This window comes from Kitasatospora sp. NPDC005748, assembly GCF_040630735.1.
GTDB lineage: Bacteria > Actinomycetota > Actinomycetes > Streptomycetales > Streptomycetaceae > Kitasatospora.
In genome coordinates, this window is sequence record NZ_JBEXYD010000017.1 from 90,347 (window position 1) to 104,576 (window position 14,230).

Sequence of the window (14,230 nt, forward strand, 5' to 3'; positions counted from 1 at the left end):
TAGGTCGATGGGGATGCTGGTGGAGGGCGGTGCCCGCACGCCGCGTTGTGGGCGCCGCACGGGCACCGCCCTGCCACCTGCCGGTGGAAGCCCTGCATCAGGGGGCGAGCTGGCCGGAGGTGCGCATCGCGGCGAGCAGCGCGTTGACCTTGGTCCGCAGCGCCAGGTAGTCGGTGCGCAGGGCGTCGTACTCAGCCTTGGTGGGGGTCGCGCCGGCGGCGGCAACCGAGGTGGCGGCCCCGGCATCGGCGACGGCCGCCGTCTGACGGGCCCGACGGGCGGCCGCGGCCGCGGGGTTGAGGTATGCCATGTCCGTGCCCCCGATCAGGCGGTGAGGTCGATCTCGACGATGGCGTTCGGCTGGATGACGCCGAACGCGGCGCGCATCTCGGCGAGGACGGCGACCAGGTTCCGGACGAAGAAGTCCAGGTGGGAGTCGGTCATCTGGATGGTGGCCTGCTCGCGGTCCCAGAGGATGCACTTCTTGAAGTCGCCGACGTAGCCGGTGCCCGCCGGGACCGCCTCCGTCTCGATGACGGGCAGGCGCCACATCGACATCTGGTCGGGGCCCGCCACCGCCGGCCCGCCGTAGTAGAACCGCGCCTCGCTGTCCTGGAGCAGGTCGATGGTCTCGGTGTCCGCCGGGTTGAGGAGGTAGGCGTTGGCGACGGACCGGCCGACCGTCTTGACCTTGGTCTTGGCCTTGCGGAGGGTGGTGAGCAGGTCGGTGTCCCAGGACTGGGACTGGACGCCGCTGACGTTGCCGATGCCGTCGAAGTTCTCGCCGGTGCCGTCGCCCTGCACCATCTGGTCTTCGAGTTCCTCCTCCAGGTTGTACTTGAGGAAGGCGTCGATCAGGGTCATCACCTGCGCGGCGTCGGAGATGGCGCGCTTGGTGATCGGCAGCCAGTTCGCGATGGTCTTGACGTTGGTGGAGATCTTGGCGGTGGTGAAGCCGGACTCGGGCTTGTAGCCGCCGCCCGCCGCGTTGACCAGGGCGCCGGCACCGCCGGGGGCGGTCGGGGCGGCCGCGGTGGTGGCCTCCGCGACCGGCGCCGCGTTGTTGGTGACGGCGGTCAGCCGCACGTACTCGACGGTGTCGGAGGTAGTGCGGCCGGTGGTGACCACGTCGCGCATCCGCAGCGGGCGCTGGAAGGCGCTGAGGCCGACCTGGAGGCCGATGTTGTCGTTGACGACGAGCGCGCCGGCGGAGGTGTCGGACAGGCCCGTGACGAGGGACTTGAAGCCGGCCATCCCGGACTGAACCCGCTGGTTCTTCGCGAAGTTGCCGTTCGGCGCGGCGGCGAGCAGGTCCTTGTACTCGTTGGACTCGGTGAACTGCTCGCCCACAGTCTTGCCCGCAGCCGGCAGTTCGAAGCCGGAGGCGGTACGACGGCGACCGCCCTCGGTCTTGGCGTTCAGGGCGATGTCCTCGCCCAGGTCGGCGAGGGTCTTGCGGAGCTCGTCGTTGCCCTTGATGGCTTCCAGGTCGGCGCGGGCGGTGGTGGCCTTGGCCATGTGCTCGCGCAGCTGGCCGGCTTCCTCCGGCGTGAAGTCCCGCTCCCCGTCGTCCTCGGCGGCCTTGGCGATGGCGCGGGCCTCGGTCAGGTGGTGCTTGATGAGCTCGGAGAGCTCGGTCTTCGTGGGCATTCGATGTCCTCAGTCCGTGAGCGAGTTCTCGAACTCCAGGAGTTCGAGGCGGGTACGCAGGCGGAGCGAGGCGGCACCGTCCTTGGCGGCCCCGTCGGGGGCTTCGCGGAGGTCCGGCGTGGTCTCGTCGGTGCTGCTGGGGGGGAGGGGCTGGCCGTGCTGCTTGGCCATGCGGGCGGCGAAGCGCTCGAAGAGGGCGTCCTCGTCCGCAGGGGCAGGCGGGTCGGCCTTCGCGGCCGGCTCGGGGCCGGTGGCGGGCGGGGCGGCCTGCGGGGCGGTGTTCTTCTCAGGTTCGGCGGCGGCGATGACCTCGCCGAGCGCCGCGTGCGCGTCCTTCAGGCGGTCCAAGTGCTTCGCGCCCAGAACGCGGCCCTCCTTGACGCCGCGGGCCAGCGCCTCCGTCTTCGCGGCCAGGAGTTCCGTCTCCTGATTGGCGCCCACCAGGCACGGGCCGACCTCGTAGAGCTTGAGTTCGCGCAGCTCGTAGTAGCCGTAGCGGCTGTTCTCGCTATCGGTGCCCTCGACCCAGGCGCCCTCGATGACGTCGTACGCGAAGCTGAACTGGGTGACGCGGCGGCCCTTGAGCAGCCGGTACACCTGCGCGGACTTCGGGTTGGTGTCGATGTCCTCGATCTGGCCGGTGACCTCCAGGCCGTCCGCCGTCTCCGTCGCGGTCATCACGATGCCGACGTGGGAGAACGGGTCGCCCCAGTCGTGCGACCAGATGACCGGGATCGGGTCGCCCTTGGCCGCCCAGTCCGCGAGGGTGTTGGTGAACGCGCCCGGTTGGACGACATCGCCGACGCTGTCGGTGTTCCCGAAGACGCTGACGAGGGCTGTGAACTGGCCTTCGCTGAGGCCGTCGGCGGTGCCGGCGGCCTTGATGCGGGCTGTGCACTGCTTGGTGCGTGGCACCGCCTACTCCTCTCGTTCGTAGGTCAGCTTGCAGTTGCAGTTGGCGGTCTCCGACTCCCTGCCGTGGGCGTCCCCGGGCCAGCGGCAGCCGTTCGCGAAGACGTCGTCGAGCTGGACCCGGTCGCCGTTGAGGGCCTTGTGGGAGGTGCGCGGGTTCGTGCCGCCGGTCTTCCACACCTTGTGCGTGAGCCCGGACGCGCCGGCCGCGTCGTGGCTGCCGAACGACCTCGACTCGGTCGCTGCAGTCCAGGCCCGCCGCACCGCGACCGCGCCGGCCCAGACGGCTGCGGCCTTGGTGACGTTCTCGCGCCAGTCCCCGGAAGTGTCGGTGGCCGCCTGCGTGAGCTGCTCGGTGCCGGCGGCCTCGTGTGCCGCGGCGTGCGATTCGGCGGCGGCCAGCAGCCATGCCTGCATCACGTCCGCCGACCAGCCCTCGGCATCGGCATTGTGTTCGGCGAGCACCTCCCATGCGCCAACCTGCGCGAGGCGGAACACCTGGCTGTCGAGGAGCAACTGCAGTTGCGCCACCCGATCCGGCGCGCCGGCCTCCCACATGGCCAGGACGTCCGGCGGCGCGGCGTTCTTCGCGCCGACCGCGCGCAGTAGGGCGTCCATCTGCCGGGCCGACCACGCCCCCAGCTTGGAGGCGAAGGCATCACGCTCGGCCTCGAACCCTGCCAGCCCATCGGGCCTCCCCTCTGGCGCCGCCGCCTTCTTTCGGACCGACGGGGCGGCCTTCGGGGCGGTGTCGGTCGGCGACGCCAAGCCACCGGCGGTCACGTTGAGCGGAGTGATCAGGTCATCCCCGCCCTCGATCCACGGCAGGTTGTTGCGGGCCCGGATCTCGTTGCGGGTCATCCACGGCCCGCCCGTCGCCGTGGACGCCGCGGAGGCCTGCGACTCGAAGTCGCCGGCCATCTTCGCTGAGATGTTGAACTCGCAGTACACGTCCTTGCTGTCCGGCAAGTCCGGCAGCAACTGGGCTGCGATGTCCTGGGTGATGGTCTCGAACCACGGTCCGAGGGTGTCCTGGTAGAGGATCTCGTGCTGCTGGGTGATGTTGCTGTAGGTGGCGTGGTCGAGGATCCCGACCAGCGGGGGCGGGATGTGGAAGGCCGCGGCGACCTCCTCCCGGGTCAGCTTGCGGGACTCGATGTACTGGGTCTGCTGCGGATTCATGGCGACCTGCGTGTAGCCCATGCCGTCTTCCAGGATCGGCGTGCCTCCCTCGGCGCCCCCGCCCTGCGTGAACGTCCGCCACATCTCCCGGAACCTGGCCTTCGCCTCCGGGCTCCAATCGCCGGCCTCGGCAGGCCGGGTAATGATCCCGGTCATCCGCGCGCCGGAGCGCCACATCTGGGCCCGCTGGCGGCTGGATTCCCGGTCCTCCAGGAGCAGGGACCGCAGGGAGTCCAGCGACGAGGCCCCGATCCGCAGGTCATCCGGGTGGTAGCCGTGGAAGTAGACGACCTCGTCGAGCTCGAAGCGCCTTCCCCCGGCGGCCTCGAAATGGTCGGCCTGAAGCCATGACCCGCCGACCGGGCAGATGAGGGATGGAGGAACGGGCAGTAGACGCATCTGGCCGTCCGTCTTCAGCTTGATCCAGTAGGCCTCGTCGTACAGCGCGATGTCCGAGACGAGGCGCTCCAGGAGCCGGTACTGGGTCAGGCCAGGCATCGGAGCATCGAGGATCTGTGCGAGCGGATGGTCGGTCAGGCGCTTGCGGTCCGTGTCCGAGACACGGCGGAAGACGTGGATGCCGACCTGCGCGATGTTCCTCGCGAGGAAGCTGACCACGGTGCGGACCTGCGGCTGGGTCCGCCAGATATCCGTGTACTCCCAGGTGGACGGCGCGATCGGCAGGCCGCTGTACGAGTACGGCATCGGCCCGGGGCCGGTCAGGTTCAACTGGCCGTCGGCCACGACGAAGGCCATCAGCCGCCCCCGCTCATGAGCACCTGCATGAACTCCACCCGGGTACGCTCGATGACCACGTCGCCGTCCACGCGCTGCGGGTCCCGGCCGGCCTCCAGCAGGGCGGCGTCCCGCAGGACCAGCAGCGGGCCGCGCTTGGCCCACAGCACACCCGTGAACGCCTTGTCGGCCAGGTTGACCACGACGCGCCTGCGAAGAGCCGTACGGCGCCACCAGAACACGGCTACCTCCTCAGACGATCATCAGGTCGTCGTCCTCGTACGCGGACTTCTTCGCCGGCTCGCGGGTCATCGCCTCGGACAGCGCGGTGACCAGCGCCGACATGGCGTCGATCTTCTCGGCGGAGCGAGCCTTGTCCGGCTTGACGTTGCCCGCCGGGTCCATGCTCACCGCGAGGTTGTCGAGCATCCACGTGACCGCAGGGTTCCCCCCGTGCCGCAGCTGCGGCGCTTCGGGCGTGCCCTTCAGCAGCAGGCGCTGCAGCTCCTTCAGCGGCGGGGACAGCGTGACGAAGCCCTGCCGGACCTTCACCAGCGGGGCGTTGGTCTTCGCCAGCTCGTTGGTCAGCGGAACCGCCGACCAGGGGTCGTAGCCCAGCGAGCGGACGTCGAAGGCGTCGAGGTCCCGCTCGATCTGCAGCTGGATGTAGTCGTAATCGGCTACGTTGCCAGGCGTCGCCACCAGCAGGCCCTCGCGGACCCACCGCGAGGCGGCGCCGGCTGTCCGACGGTCCAGGGCCTCGACGTTGTCCTCGGGCGTCCACAGCCGCCATAGCGCGTCGAAGCCTCCGCACTCGTCATCCGGGAACAACCAGCACAGCGCCGTCAGGTCCGAGGTGGCCGCGAGGTCCAGGCCGCCGTACGCCTCCCGGCCGAAGAGCAGCGGCTCGTCGACCATCCCCGCGTTGCGGTTCCACGACTCCAGCGTCAGGTACTTCGTCTCCTGCTTGGTCCGCCGGCCAAGGTGCAGGCGCAGGAACTTCGCCAGGTCGGCGGGCGACTGCTGGGCCTCGGCAGACGCCTTCGCCAGGTACGCACGGGTGGGGCTAATCCCGTAGCCGGGGTTCGCCTTGCGCCACGTCGCCTCGACGTGCGGGTCGTCGCCAGCCTCCGCGGCCCACACGACGCCGTAGAACGTCGGGTCGTTGAGGACGCCGCGGGCGACCTGCTCGCAGTACTCCCGCTTGCGGGCGTACACCGTGTGCTGCTTGCCGGAGTCCGCCGTGGTGATCATCGCGATCAGGGGCTGGCGCCGGGAGCCGGTGCCGGTCTCGATCGTCTCGACCAGGTCCGGCGTCTTGTGGACGTGGAGCTCGTCCACGATGCCGCCGTGCAGGTTGGCGCCGTGCTGGGCGTCCGCTACCGAGGAGACGACCTCGAAGTACGAGCCGGACCGCGTGTGGATGATCTTCTTCTTGAGGGCCTGGACGTGGCCCTTCAATCGCGGCGCCTTCTCCGCCAGGTGCTTGACGGGCTGGAAGACGAAGCCGGCCTGTCGCTCCGAGGTGGCCGCCGCCACGACCTGCGCGCCCGGCTCACCGTCCGCGCACGTCAGATAGATTGCGATGCCGCCACACAGCGTCGACTTGCCGTTCTTGCGGGGCACGTCCACGTACAGCGTCCGGATGATCCGCACGTACGCATCCGCGTCGTCGTCCCAGCGCACCCAGCCGAAGACCGGCGCCAGGATGTAGGCGACCTGCCACGGGTCCGGCCGCAGCGGCTGCCCGGCCCACTGGCCCTGCGTGTGCCGCAGCAGGCCGAAGGCCTTCAGGACCCTGTCGACGCGCTCGGGGTCGAACACGGCGCCCGGCACATCCCGGGGCTCCGGAGTCCGGATCAGCGGAGGGCAGTCCGGCAGCGGGATACCCCGCTCGACGAGATACCAGGCGACCTCGGGCGAGAGCTTGAGGCGCTCCAGCTCCGCCTCGCTGGGGAGTTCCGGCTCAGCGCGGCCCCGCTCCGACCTTGGCATCTCGCAACCTCCGGCCACGTCGCCGCTGTGCACCGTTCATGCACTCACGGCAGCCTCGGGTGCCATCGCCTCGAGCCAGGAGGTTCCGGCCAGCCAGTTCGTGCCCGTTCACGCAGTGCGTCTGCGCCTTCCTGGTGGCGGCCACAGTTTCCCCCCTGAGGGTGTTCTCTCGGGGTGTCACCAGCTCCAGGTGTCCTGGATTGACGCAGGCACGGTTGCGACACAGGTGGTCGAGCTGGAGCCCGTTCGGCGTATACGGCGGCAGCGAGGCCACGAGCTCCTCGTAAGCAATGCGGTGAGCGACGCCGGAGCGACCCTTCCAGCGCCGGAACAGGCCATAGCCGTGCTGGTTCCTTGCCGCCGTCCACACCCAGCAGCCGGCAATGTCGACCTGGATCTTGGACCAGAACCGGGGCGGAAGGCGCGTATCGTCAAGCAAAAGGATTCTCCTCTTCCCCGCCATCGTCGGCCCCCCTCGCCAGGGCCTGCTCCGTCGACGGGGTCAGACCGAAATGCGCCGCGAAGGCCCGCAGCTCACGAGCCGCCGCCCGGGCGATACCCACCGCCGGGTGCGCGAGCGTGCCCTGCTTCGCCTCGATCGTCAGGCCGTCCCGGTGCTGCTGGCGGATCGCATCCACGAAGGTGGCCCACGTCTCGCAGTACGCGGCAAGGACCGCACGGTCCTCGGGCTTCAGGATGTCCAGGCGCTGCAGGCCGGGCACGACCCGCTTCCACTCGGCCGCCGCCTCGGCCGACAGCCAGGTCGGCGGGTTCGGGGCGATGCGCCGGAAGGCCGGCCCGGTGTTGACCTCCCGGCCCCCCGAGTCCCGGCCCTCCGTGGAGCCCTTGAGCAGCTTGAGGGCAGCCGGCTGAGCAATGCGGCCCATGGCGACCCCCTATGCCGGATTCTGAGTGGGCGTCTTCTTGGTTAACCGCGGCGGGCCCCCAGGGCTCTGACCTGGTGATTTGGACACCCCTACCCCCTGGGGCAGGTAGTCTCATGCGGCCAGCATGACCGTGTGGTCTAGTCCATGCGTCTGCGGTTGGCCCGGCGCGCTTGGTTGGCCCGGAGCGCTTCGGCCTTGCTCTTGGTCTCGTGGCAGCTGATGCAGGCCAGCCCGAGGTTGTCCAGGTCGTCGACTGATCCGCCCTCGAAGACGGGGACGATGTGGTCGAGCTGGTGGCCGCCCTGGTCGGGGTCCTCGGGTGGTCCGTCGCCGCAGATGTAGCAGCAGCCGTTGTCGCGGCGGGTGACACGGTTCTTGAGGGAGCGCCAGGTGCCGGCGCTGATGCCGTAGCGGCGGGCTTTGTTGTCTCGGCCGGCCCAGGGGATGGGCTGGTGGTCATCGCAGCGGCCGCGCTTGGTGGCGATCTTGTGGCACTCGGGGTCGGTGCAGCGGGAGGAGGGGGCTACGGGCATGGCCACCCCCTCAAGGGCGAGAGCCCCGCTGGTGGGCGGGGCTCTCGGAAGATAAAGCGTGGGGCCGTCACGGCATGGCTCGCCCTCGCTAGGCTCGGCCCGTTCGCGAATGTTCACGGCGCCATGGGGCGCTCGTGGCCGTGTTCTGCGCGCTTGCGGGACCTCTATGGCTGTCGGCCGTGGCCTTCAGCGGCTTGTGTTCGCCGGAGCGAATGGTCTGAGGATGCCAGTGTGGGTGGCTCTTCAGCAAGCGTCGTCGTGTTGTTCTATGCGGCGGCTACCTGCCCGGGCTGCCAGCCGGGGCGCCGGCCGCCGCGGGCGGGCCGGTGGGCGCCGTTGAGCCAGGTGTGCCGTTCGGCGTAGGCCACGGTGGGCAGGTGGTAGAGGTGCGGGCCGCCGGGTATGGGCAGGTGCTCGATGAGTTCGAGGTGGACCCATCGCCGGATTGTGACTTCGTCGACGCCGAACGCCTCGGCGGTGCCGGCTCGGTCGGCTACGTCCTTGGGCCGGATCGTGTCGATCGGCGGGTTGGGGTAGCGGACGGCCACGGCGACCTCCCCGGGCAGCACGAAGGCCCCGCTGCTGCTCGGCTGCGGGGCCTTCGGGTGTTTCTGGGCAGGGGCTACCTGCTGCAAGGCAGGTTACGACGGGCGGCGATCATGCGCAAGCGGCATGCCTAAGCGCACTCGACCTTGCCGGTGGCGGTGTGAATGGCGGGGGCCGGGGCGGTGTTCGGGCGGGAGGGCTCGATGTTGATGGGCTCGCCGCACTTGGTGCAGATGGTAGTGATCACGGGGTTCCTTTCAGGAGGGGGTTCAATCCCTAGATGGGCTCACGCGCCCTACCGCATGGACAAGTAAGTGTGATGTCCACCACAGTGTCAGCCGCGCCCGGCGCCGGGGTAGGCGGGCAATGTCGAGGCGGCCGTCAGTCTCGAACTGCTTGGCAACAGCAGATGCAGTTCTGGCTAGGCTCGCACTAGGGTTCGGCCATGCATCTTGCAGGACAGATCGCTTGGGGTGACGCTCCGACTTGGGCCGGGTTCGTGGCGGCGATCATCGCCGCCGGGTTCGCTGCAGCCAGCTTCATTAAGTTGAAGCAGCAGGTCGATGAACAGAGCAGCTTCATCGCTGAACAGCGGGCCTTCATGGCGGAGCAGTCCGCCACCCTGGCTTTGGAGCGGCAAGCCCTCCAGGCTGCCGCTGGGGATCGACGTACCGCTCAATCGCGGCTCGTCGACATGCGCTCGTTGGTGAGCCGATCGAACCGAGTGGTCACGGTTACCAACCGAAGCAACGGCACGATCACCAACGTGCAGGTGAAGTTCGGGCCCTACGTGGCCAGCCAGATCTGGGAGACGAACTCTGCCGAGAGTGTGGTCTCGACTGCTCCACTGCTCAACCCGGTTCCGGTGGTCGGGGCCATGCGGGGGGCCCAGTTCACGCTCAACGGCCACACCGAGGCGACGCTCGTGAACAATCCGCCTGTCTTGACGTTCACGGATGAAGGCGGGGTCCGCTGGTCGGTCGACGATCAAGGGGTGTACACCGAGCTAGGAAGCGGGACGTAGGCGCCGGGCTCGATCGGTGGCATCCTCTCGCAGTGCCGCCCGCCCCGGCGAGGTGCTGGGGCGGGCGGGTTGGTCAGCGTCCGGGTTCGGGCGCCGGGGCTGGCTGGGGCCAGACGGCGCTGATGCCGTTGCCGCGCTCGACGGGGTACGGCTGGGGCTGGGGCTGCGGGTTGATCGGCGCGGTTCCGTTGCTGTACGCCATGATGGCGGTCTCCTCTGCTGCTGTTGTGGTGGGTGGAGGGCCCGGGGCGGCCGGCTTGCTGGCAGGCGGTGCGGCCGCCCCGGGGCGAGGTCAGGCGGGCAGGAGCTCGTAGAGCTCGGCGATCTGGCGGCGGACGGCCGCCGTCTCGGTGACGATCTCGCGGCGCCGGGCCGGGTCGTCGAGGGCGGCGACGAACGCGAGCTGGAGTTCGGTGAGCCGGCCTTCGGCGGTGGCGAGCTGCTGGTCGATGTCCATGGGTGGTCTCCCTGGGGTCAGGTGCGGTCGCGGAGCTCGTCGAGCTCGCGGTCGATGTGCTCGTGGATGAAGTCGGCCTGGAGCTGGTCGCCGCGGAGTTCGGCGCGCTGGGCGGCGGCGCTCATCTCGGTGATGTAGGCCCTGTGAGCCTCGGGGGTGCTGACGTCGGGTGCCTGGTCGGTCACGGGTGCTCCTCGGTAGGCGGGGTGGTAGACGGCGCCGGTAGGGGGTCGGTAGGTGGGGCAGTAGGCAGGCTCTGACCTGCGGGTCCTACCGCCTACCTACCGACCCGGGGGCGGTGCGCGGGCGGGGTCGGGGAGGGGGCTCACGCGGCGCTCCGGGCGGCCGGCTGGACGATGGCCGGGACGGGCGCCGGGTCGGCCTCGGGGAGGGCGGACAGGAGAACCGCGGTGCGGTTGTACTGGCGGGCCCCGATCGTGAGCTTCTTCTGCTCCGCCACGGGCACCCCATAGGAGGCCAGTTCCTCGGCCAGATCGGTCACCGTCCAGTCGGTCATCTCGCCCCGCTTCCGGGCCTCGTCGAGGACGGCCTGGAGGTGTGCGGCGGTGCCCTGCTTGGTGAGGGCGGCGGTGTGCCGGATGAGGGCCCAGAGGACTGCCTCGGGCGGGGAGTCCTGGATCCACTCGTCGGCGTCGTCCTGCCCGGGGACGGGCGCCGCGTCGGCGGGTGTCTCGGGGGCGGACGTGGTGGCCTTCTGCGCAGGGCCGGGCGCGTGGGCCATGGCGGCGATGCACCACAGGCCGATGCCGGACCAGGTGATGGCGGGCACCCACGGGCCGATGAACCGCCAGGCGATGGGGACGCCTACGAGGAGGCCGATGCCAGCGCCGATCATGACGCTGCCGAGGCGGTCGTACTGCTCCTTCCGGGCGGCCTTGTCGGCCTCCGCGTAGCTGGCCTTCTTGGTGGCGATGGCCACCGGGTCGGTCAGCTTCGCCAGCTCGGCCGCGCGGGCCTTGCTGAGCCCGGCCGCGATGGTCAAGCGCTCCTCCGAGCGCTTGCCGAGGCGGCTGGCGATCGGCGACCAGAGCCGGGCCCAGAGGTAGGGGCTGCCGGCGATGACGGCCTGTACCGGCACGCAGGCGGTGACGGTGGCCTTCCGTACGACCTGCACGGCGGCCAGGAGCCGGACGGTGAACGCCCGAGCCATCGCGTCGACTCTGACCTCCAGGTCGTCCTCCCCCTCGTCCTCGACGTCCTGGTCCAACTCGACGTCCTCGGTGTAGACGGACTGGTACAGCTCGGTGTGCTCCACAGTGGTGTCCATCAGGCGGCCACCCCGAACAGGCCGTGGAGGAAGGAACCGGCGGTGACGAACGGGATGGCGAGCACGCCGCCGGCGGCCATGGCCGACGCGGGCAGCGTCGCCCCGCAGACGACGTCCTTCCACCAGCGCGGCTTGGTGCCGAACAGGATGATGAACATGATCAGCGCGATGGCTCCGGCCCCCGCGTTGAACTGGCTGTCGATGGAGGCGGTGACCGCGTCACCGACCTGCTTGGGGGCGCTGAACGCCTGGGCGGCGCCCTGGCTGAACAGGCCGAACGCCAGCATCCAGTACGAGGTGTGGTGCTCCTCGTGCTTGTCCGCCAGCTTGCCCTTGCCGCGGTGGCCGACGAGCAGCCAGACCGTGATCACGAGGCAGACGCCGGAGGCGGAGATCGTGCCGATGAGGGACCCGCTCATGGTGGTAACTCCTGATGTGGGGGAGGTCAGATGGGGAGGGCGGCGAGCAGGCGGTCGGCACCGACGGTCACGATCAGGCCCGAGGCCACGGGGATGCGCATGGTGATCATCAGTAGGAGCGGGCCGACGCCGCGGACCTCGGTGACGCGCAGGCCGTAGCCGCGCACCTTGAGGTCGAGGGCGAACCCGAAGGTGGCCAGCAGCAGGCCGACGTAGGGGCCGCCGAGCGCGGCGGTCTGCACCAGGTAGCAGGCGTGCCCGAGGTAGGCGCTGATCGCGGTCAGGAGCATCCAGCGCCGGAAGCGCCGCACCCGGTCGCTGGGGCCTTGGGTGCGGGCGGCACGGCGGCGGGCCCGGCGGCTGTGCTGCTTGGCCTCGCGCTGGTCGGTGAGCTGCTGCTGGCGGTGCCGCTTGGTGCGCTGCTCGGGGGTCTCCCCGGCGGCGGCCAGGCGGGCGTCCTCCTCGGCGCGGGCCTGGCGCTTGGCGGTCTCGCGCTCGGTCTCCAGCCGGGCGGCCCGGTCCTGGGGGGTCTCGGCGATCCGGGCGCCGAGCATGTCGACCAGGCCGACCAGGTCGTCCCGGTGGAGAGGGCGGTCGGGGGTGAGGATCTTCTCGACCCGGTGGCGCTCGGCGCGGTCGGCGGCGGTCTCCCCTGCGGCGGAGAACGCTGCGTCGCGCTCGGCGCGCTGGGCGTTGACCAGGGCCTCGTACTCGACTTGCTGGCGGGCGAAGCGCTGCGGCTCGGTCTCGGTGAGGAACTGGCCGACCTGCTCGCCGACCTGCGTGGCGATGGCGGTGGCCTGCTTGGCGAACAGCTCCCCGGCCGGGGCCCAGAATGCGGCGGCGGCTGCCTCGACGGAGGGCAGGACGGGGCCGGCGCCGAGTGGCACCGGGATGTGAACGCCGGGCACCGGCTGGGCCGGGACCTCCTTGCGCCACCACTCGGTGACCACCTCGATGGCGGGCTCGGGGGTCGGCATGCCGACGGTGGGCGGCTCAAGCGGGGGCGGGGGGATGGTGGTCACCGCTCCCCCTTGCGGGGTGCGAGGTCGCCGGGGTGGAGCCGGGCGGCGGTGCCGGCGTCGATCTTGCGGATCTCGCGGTTGCGGCGGCGGTTCTCGGCCGGGGTCCGGCCGGTCGGGGTGGTGGCGGTCTGGCCGCCGGTGAGCTTGGACCAGAGGCCCATGGCTATCTCCTGGTGATGATCAGGGTGAGGCAGGTGGCCCAGAGGGCGAGGGCGCCGGTGAGGCGCAGGGTGCGGCGTGCGGCACGGTCGACGGCCCGGTACAGGCCGGCGAAGGCGAGCACGGCGGCGAGCGCGAACAGGGTTGCGGCCGGCGCAGTCACGGGGCGCCGAAGCCGATCTTCGGGCTGGCCTTGCGGCGGGCCCGCGCGGCGGCCCTGGAGATCTCGTTGCGGACGTGCCCGTCGGAGACGCTGATGGCCTGGTGGGCGAGGACCTGGACGATCAGATCGGCGGGCGCACCATCGCCGCACCACTCGGCGATCTCGGTGATCGCCTCAGCCTTGCTCTTGCCGGTGACCTGCGGTGCACCATGGTGCGCACCATCGCGCACCATCTGGGCGGTGACCCGTCGTAGGGCTACCTCGGGGTCGGTGATGACGCGGGCCTCGACGAGCTGATCGGCAACCTGCGCGGGGGTCGCGTCCGGGCCGAGGACGGCGCAGACGGCGGCCACGGCGGCGCGGACGGCGGGGTCAGCAGCCTGCTCCAGGGCGGCCGGCGGCTTCTCGGGGTCGGCCATCCGGTCGAGCTTGACGGTGGGCGCGGCCCGTTCGAGCAGCAGGGCGACGTGCCCAGGGGTGAGGGTGACCTGGTAGTCGGCGAGGATCGCGGCGATCTCGGCGTCGGTGGCGCCGGGGTTGGCGGCGGCCACGCGCTGGACGGCGGCAGCGGGGCCGATCTCGGCGAACTCGGCGGCGATGACGTCCTCGGCGGTACGGCCTGCGGGCAGTGATGCGGGCTGGTGCTGGGATGGTGCGCCGCTGGTCACGTGGGCGACGGCCTTTTCCTTGAGCGCGTCGTAGGCCTGTCCGCGGGCGAGGACCCAGCCGAGGGCGCCGTAGGCCGGCATGCGCATCGGGGTCTCGCCGCGCTCGGCTCGGGCGGCAGCGCGTTCGGCGGCCCAGGAGAGGACGGAGACGAGGAGGAGCGCGACGGCCGGCGAGGCGTAAAGCACCTCAGCAGGCCGCCCGCCCCCGGTGAATCGGGCGTGCACCAAGTTGAGGTAGACGCTGGTGGCGGCCATGGCGATGGTGGCGCTGATGGGTGCGGCGGCGGACCGGCCGGCGCGCATGGCGTCGGTGGCCATTCGCAGGGCGAGGTAGGCGGCGCCGTCGAAGACCAGGCCGGCGCCGGCGGCGAGGGGGCGGGGAAGTTCGTAGTGCCGGGCGACGACGTACAGGGACCAGCCGGCCATGCCGGCGGCGGCGGTGCGGACGAGCGTCATGGCGGCGCGGCGGCCGATTGCCTGCTCGGGGTCGGGCGGGGTACTGCCCTGGGGCTGGGGGGCGTGGGTAGTCTGCTGCATGGTCCTGTCCTCGGCTTTGCGGTGGAGGGTGGGACTGGCCCCGGCCATGT

General features: G+C 70.9%; 20 protein-coding genes. 1 reads left to right on the top strand and 19 read right to left on the bottom strand.

The features are described 5' to 3' along the window. Nucleotides 1-97 precede the first annotated feature (97 nt). The 10 genes from ABZ495_RS15785 to ABZ495_RS15830 form a co-directional block, all read right to left on the bottom strand. A complete protein-coding gene (locus ABZ495_RS15785) occupies nucleotides 98-310 on the bottom strand; it encodes a hypothetical protein (RefSeq protein WP_359836300.1) in 213 nt (70 codons plus the stop codon). A 14-nt stretch (nucleotides 311-324) separates the two neighbouring features. Continuing rightward, the gene (locus ABZ495_RS15790) at nucleotides 325-1,650 is read right to left on the bottom strand and encodes a phage major capsid protein (protein WP_359836302.1); all 1,326 of its coding nucleotides are present in this window, start codon (nucleotides 1,648-1,650) and stop codon (nucleotides 325-327) included. Between the two features lie 9 nt (nucleotides 1,651-1,659). Continuing rightward, nucleotides 1,660-2,565 carry an HK97 family phage prohead protease gene (locus tag ABZ495_RS15795; RefSeq protein WP_359836304.1) on the bottom strand — a complete coding sequence of 302 codons (906 nt, stop codon included), beginning with the start codon at nucleotides 2,563-2,565 and terminating at the stop codon, nucleotides 1,660-1,662. Between the two features lie 3 nt (nucleotides 2,566-2,568). After that, nucleotides 2,569-4,500, bottom strand: a complete 1,932-nt coding sequence (locus ABZ495_RS15800) for a phage portal protein (RefSeq protein ID WP_359836306.1) — start codon at nucleotides 4,498-4,500, stop codon at nucleotides 2,569-2,571. Continuing rightward, nucleotides 4,500-4,721, bottom strand: a complete 222-nt coding sequence (locus tag ABZ495_RS15805) for a hypothetical protein (protein WP_359836308.1) — start codon at nucleotides 4,719-4,721, stop codon at nucleotides 4,500-4,502. The genes ABZ495_RS15800 and ABZ495_RS15805 overlap by 1 nt, the downstream gene beginning before the upstream one ends. 10 nt (nucleotides 4,722-4,731) lie before the next feature. After that, nucleotides 4,732-6,474, bottom strand: a complete 1,743-nt coding sequence (locus ABZ495_RS15810; protein WP_359836309.1) for a terminase TerL endonuclease subunit — start codon at nucleotides 6,472-6,474, stop codon at nucleotides 4,732-4,734. Further along, nucleotides 6,446-6,937, bottom strand: a complete 492-nt coding sequence (locus ABZ495_RS15815; RefSeq protein ID WP_359836311.1) for an HNH endonuclease signature motif containing protein — start codon at nucleotides 6,935-6,937, stop codon at nucleotides 6,446-6,448. The genes ABZ495_RS15810 and ABZ495_RS15815 overlap by 29 nt, the downstream gene beginning before the upstream one ends. Next, complete coding sequence (locus ABZ495_RS15820) at nucleotides 6,906-7,361, bottom strand: phage terminase small subunit P27 family (RefSeq protein WP_359836314.1); 456 nt, start codon at nucleotides 7,359-7,361, stop codon at nucleotides 6,906-6,908. The genes ABZ495_RS15815 and ABZ495_RS15820 overlap by 32 nt, the downstream gene beginning before the upstream one ends. A gap of 137 nt (nucleotides 7,362-7,498) precedes the next feature. Further along, complete coding sequence (locus ABZ495_RS15825; protein ID WP_359836316.1) at nucleotides 7,499-7,894, bottom strand: HNH endonuclease; 396 nt, start codon at nucleotides 7,892-7,894, stop codon at nucleotides 7,499-7,501. A 266-nt stretch (nucleotides 7,895-8,160) separates the two neighbouring features. Then, entirely contained in the window at nucleotides 8,161-8,529 is a 369-nt protein-coding gene (locus ABZ495_RS15830) for a hypothetical protein (protein ID WP_359836318.1), read from the bottom strand. Between the two features lie 356 nt (nucleotides 8,530-8,885). Here ABZ495_RS15830 and ABZ495_RS15835 point away from each other — a divergent pair, with 356 nt between their 5' ends. Continuing rightward, the gene (locus tag ABZ495_RS15835; protein WP_359836320.1) at nucleotides 8,886-9,464 is read left to right on the top strand and encodes a hypothetical protein; all 579 of its coding nucleotides are present in this window, start codon (nucleotides 8,886-8,888) and stop codon (nucleotides 9,462-9,464) included. 73 nt (nucleotides 9,465-9,537) lie between these two features. Here ABZ495_RS15835 and ABZ495_RS15840 read toward each other — a convergent pair whose 3' ends face one another. The 9 genes from ABZ495_RS15840 to ABZ495_RS15880 form a co-directional block, all read right to left on the bottom strand. Further along, entirely contained in the window at nucleotides 9,538-9,666 is a 129-nt protein-coding gene (locus ABZ495_RS15840; RefSeq protein WP_359836322.1) for a hypothetical protein, read from the bottom strand. Between the two features lie 90 nt (nucleotides 9,667-9,756). Beyond that, nucleotides 9,757-9,921: a hypothetical protein gene (locus ABZ495_RS15845; protein ID WP_359836324.1), complete on the bottom strand. Its 165-nt coding sequence runs from the start codon at nucleotides 9,919-9,921 to the stop codon at nucleotides 9,757-9,759. 17 nt (nucleotides 9,922-9,938) lie between these two features. After that, nucleotides 9,939-10,106: a hypothetical protein gene (locus tag ABZ495_RS15850; RefSeq protein WP_359836326.1), complete on the bottom strand. Its 168-nt coding sequence runs from the start codon at nucleotides 10,104-10,106 to the stop codon at nucleotides 9,939-9,941. Between the two features lie 140 nt (nucleotides 10,107-10,246). After that, a complete protein-coding gene (locus tag ABZ495_RS15855) occupies nucleotides 10,247-11,209 on the bottom strand; it encodes a hypothetical protein (protein WP_359836328.1) in 963 nt (320 codons plus the stop codon). After that, a complete protein-coding gene (locus ABZ495_RS15860) occupies nucleotides 11,209-11,628 on the bottom strand; it encodes a hypothetical protein (RefSeq protein WP_359836330.1) in 420 nt (139 codons plus the stop codon). The genes ABZ495_RS15855 and ABZ495_RS15860 overlap by 1 nt, the downstream gene beginning before the upstream one ends. Before the next feature lie 26 nt (nucleotides 11,629-11,654). Continuing rightward, nucleotides 11,655-12,653, bottom strand: coding sequence for a hypothetical protein (locus tag ABZ495_RS15865; protein WP_359836332.1), 999 nt, complete (start codon nucleotides 12,651-12,653; stop codon nucleotides 11,655-11,657). Then, nucleotides 12,650-12,814 (bottom strand): hypothetical protein, encoded by a 165-nt coding sequence (locus ABZ495_RS15870; RefSeq protein ID WP_359836333.1) that lies wholly within the window; start codon nucleotides 12,812-12,814, stop codon nucleotides 12,650-12,652. The genes ABZ495_RS15865 and ABZ495_RS15870 overlap by 4 nt, the downstream gene beginning before the upstream one ends. Nucleotides 12,815-12,816: 2 nt before the next feature. Then, nucleotides 12,817-12,975 (bottom strand): hypothetical protein, encoded by a 159-nt coding sequence (locus ABZ495_RS15875; RefSeq protein WP_359836335.1) that lies wholly within the window; start codon nucleotides 12,973-12,975, stop codon nucleotides 12,817-12,819. Then, the gene (locus ABZ495_RS15880) at nucleotides 12,972-14,180 is read right to left on the bottom strand and encodes a hypothetical protein (protein WP_359836336.1); all 1,209 of its coding nucleotides are present in this window, start codon (nucleotides 14,178-14,180) and stop codon (nucleotides 12,972-12,974) included. Before ABZ495_RS15880 ends, ABZ495_RS15875 begins: the two co-directional genes overlap by 4 nt. Nucleotides 14,181-14,230 lie beyond the last annotated feature (50 nt).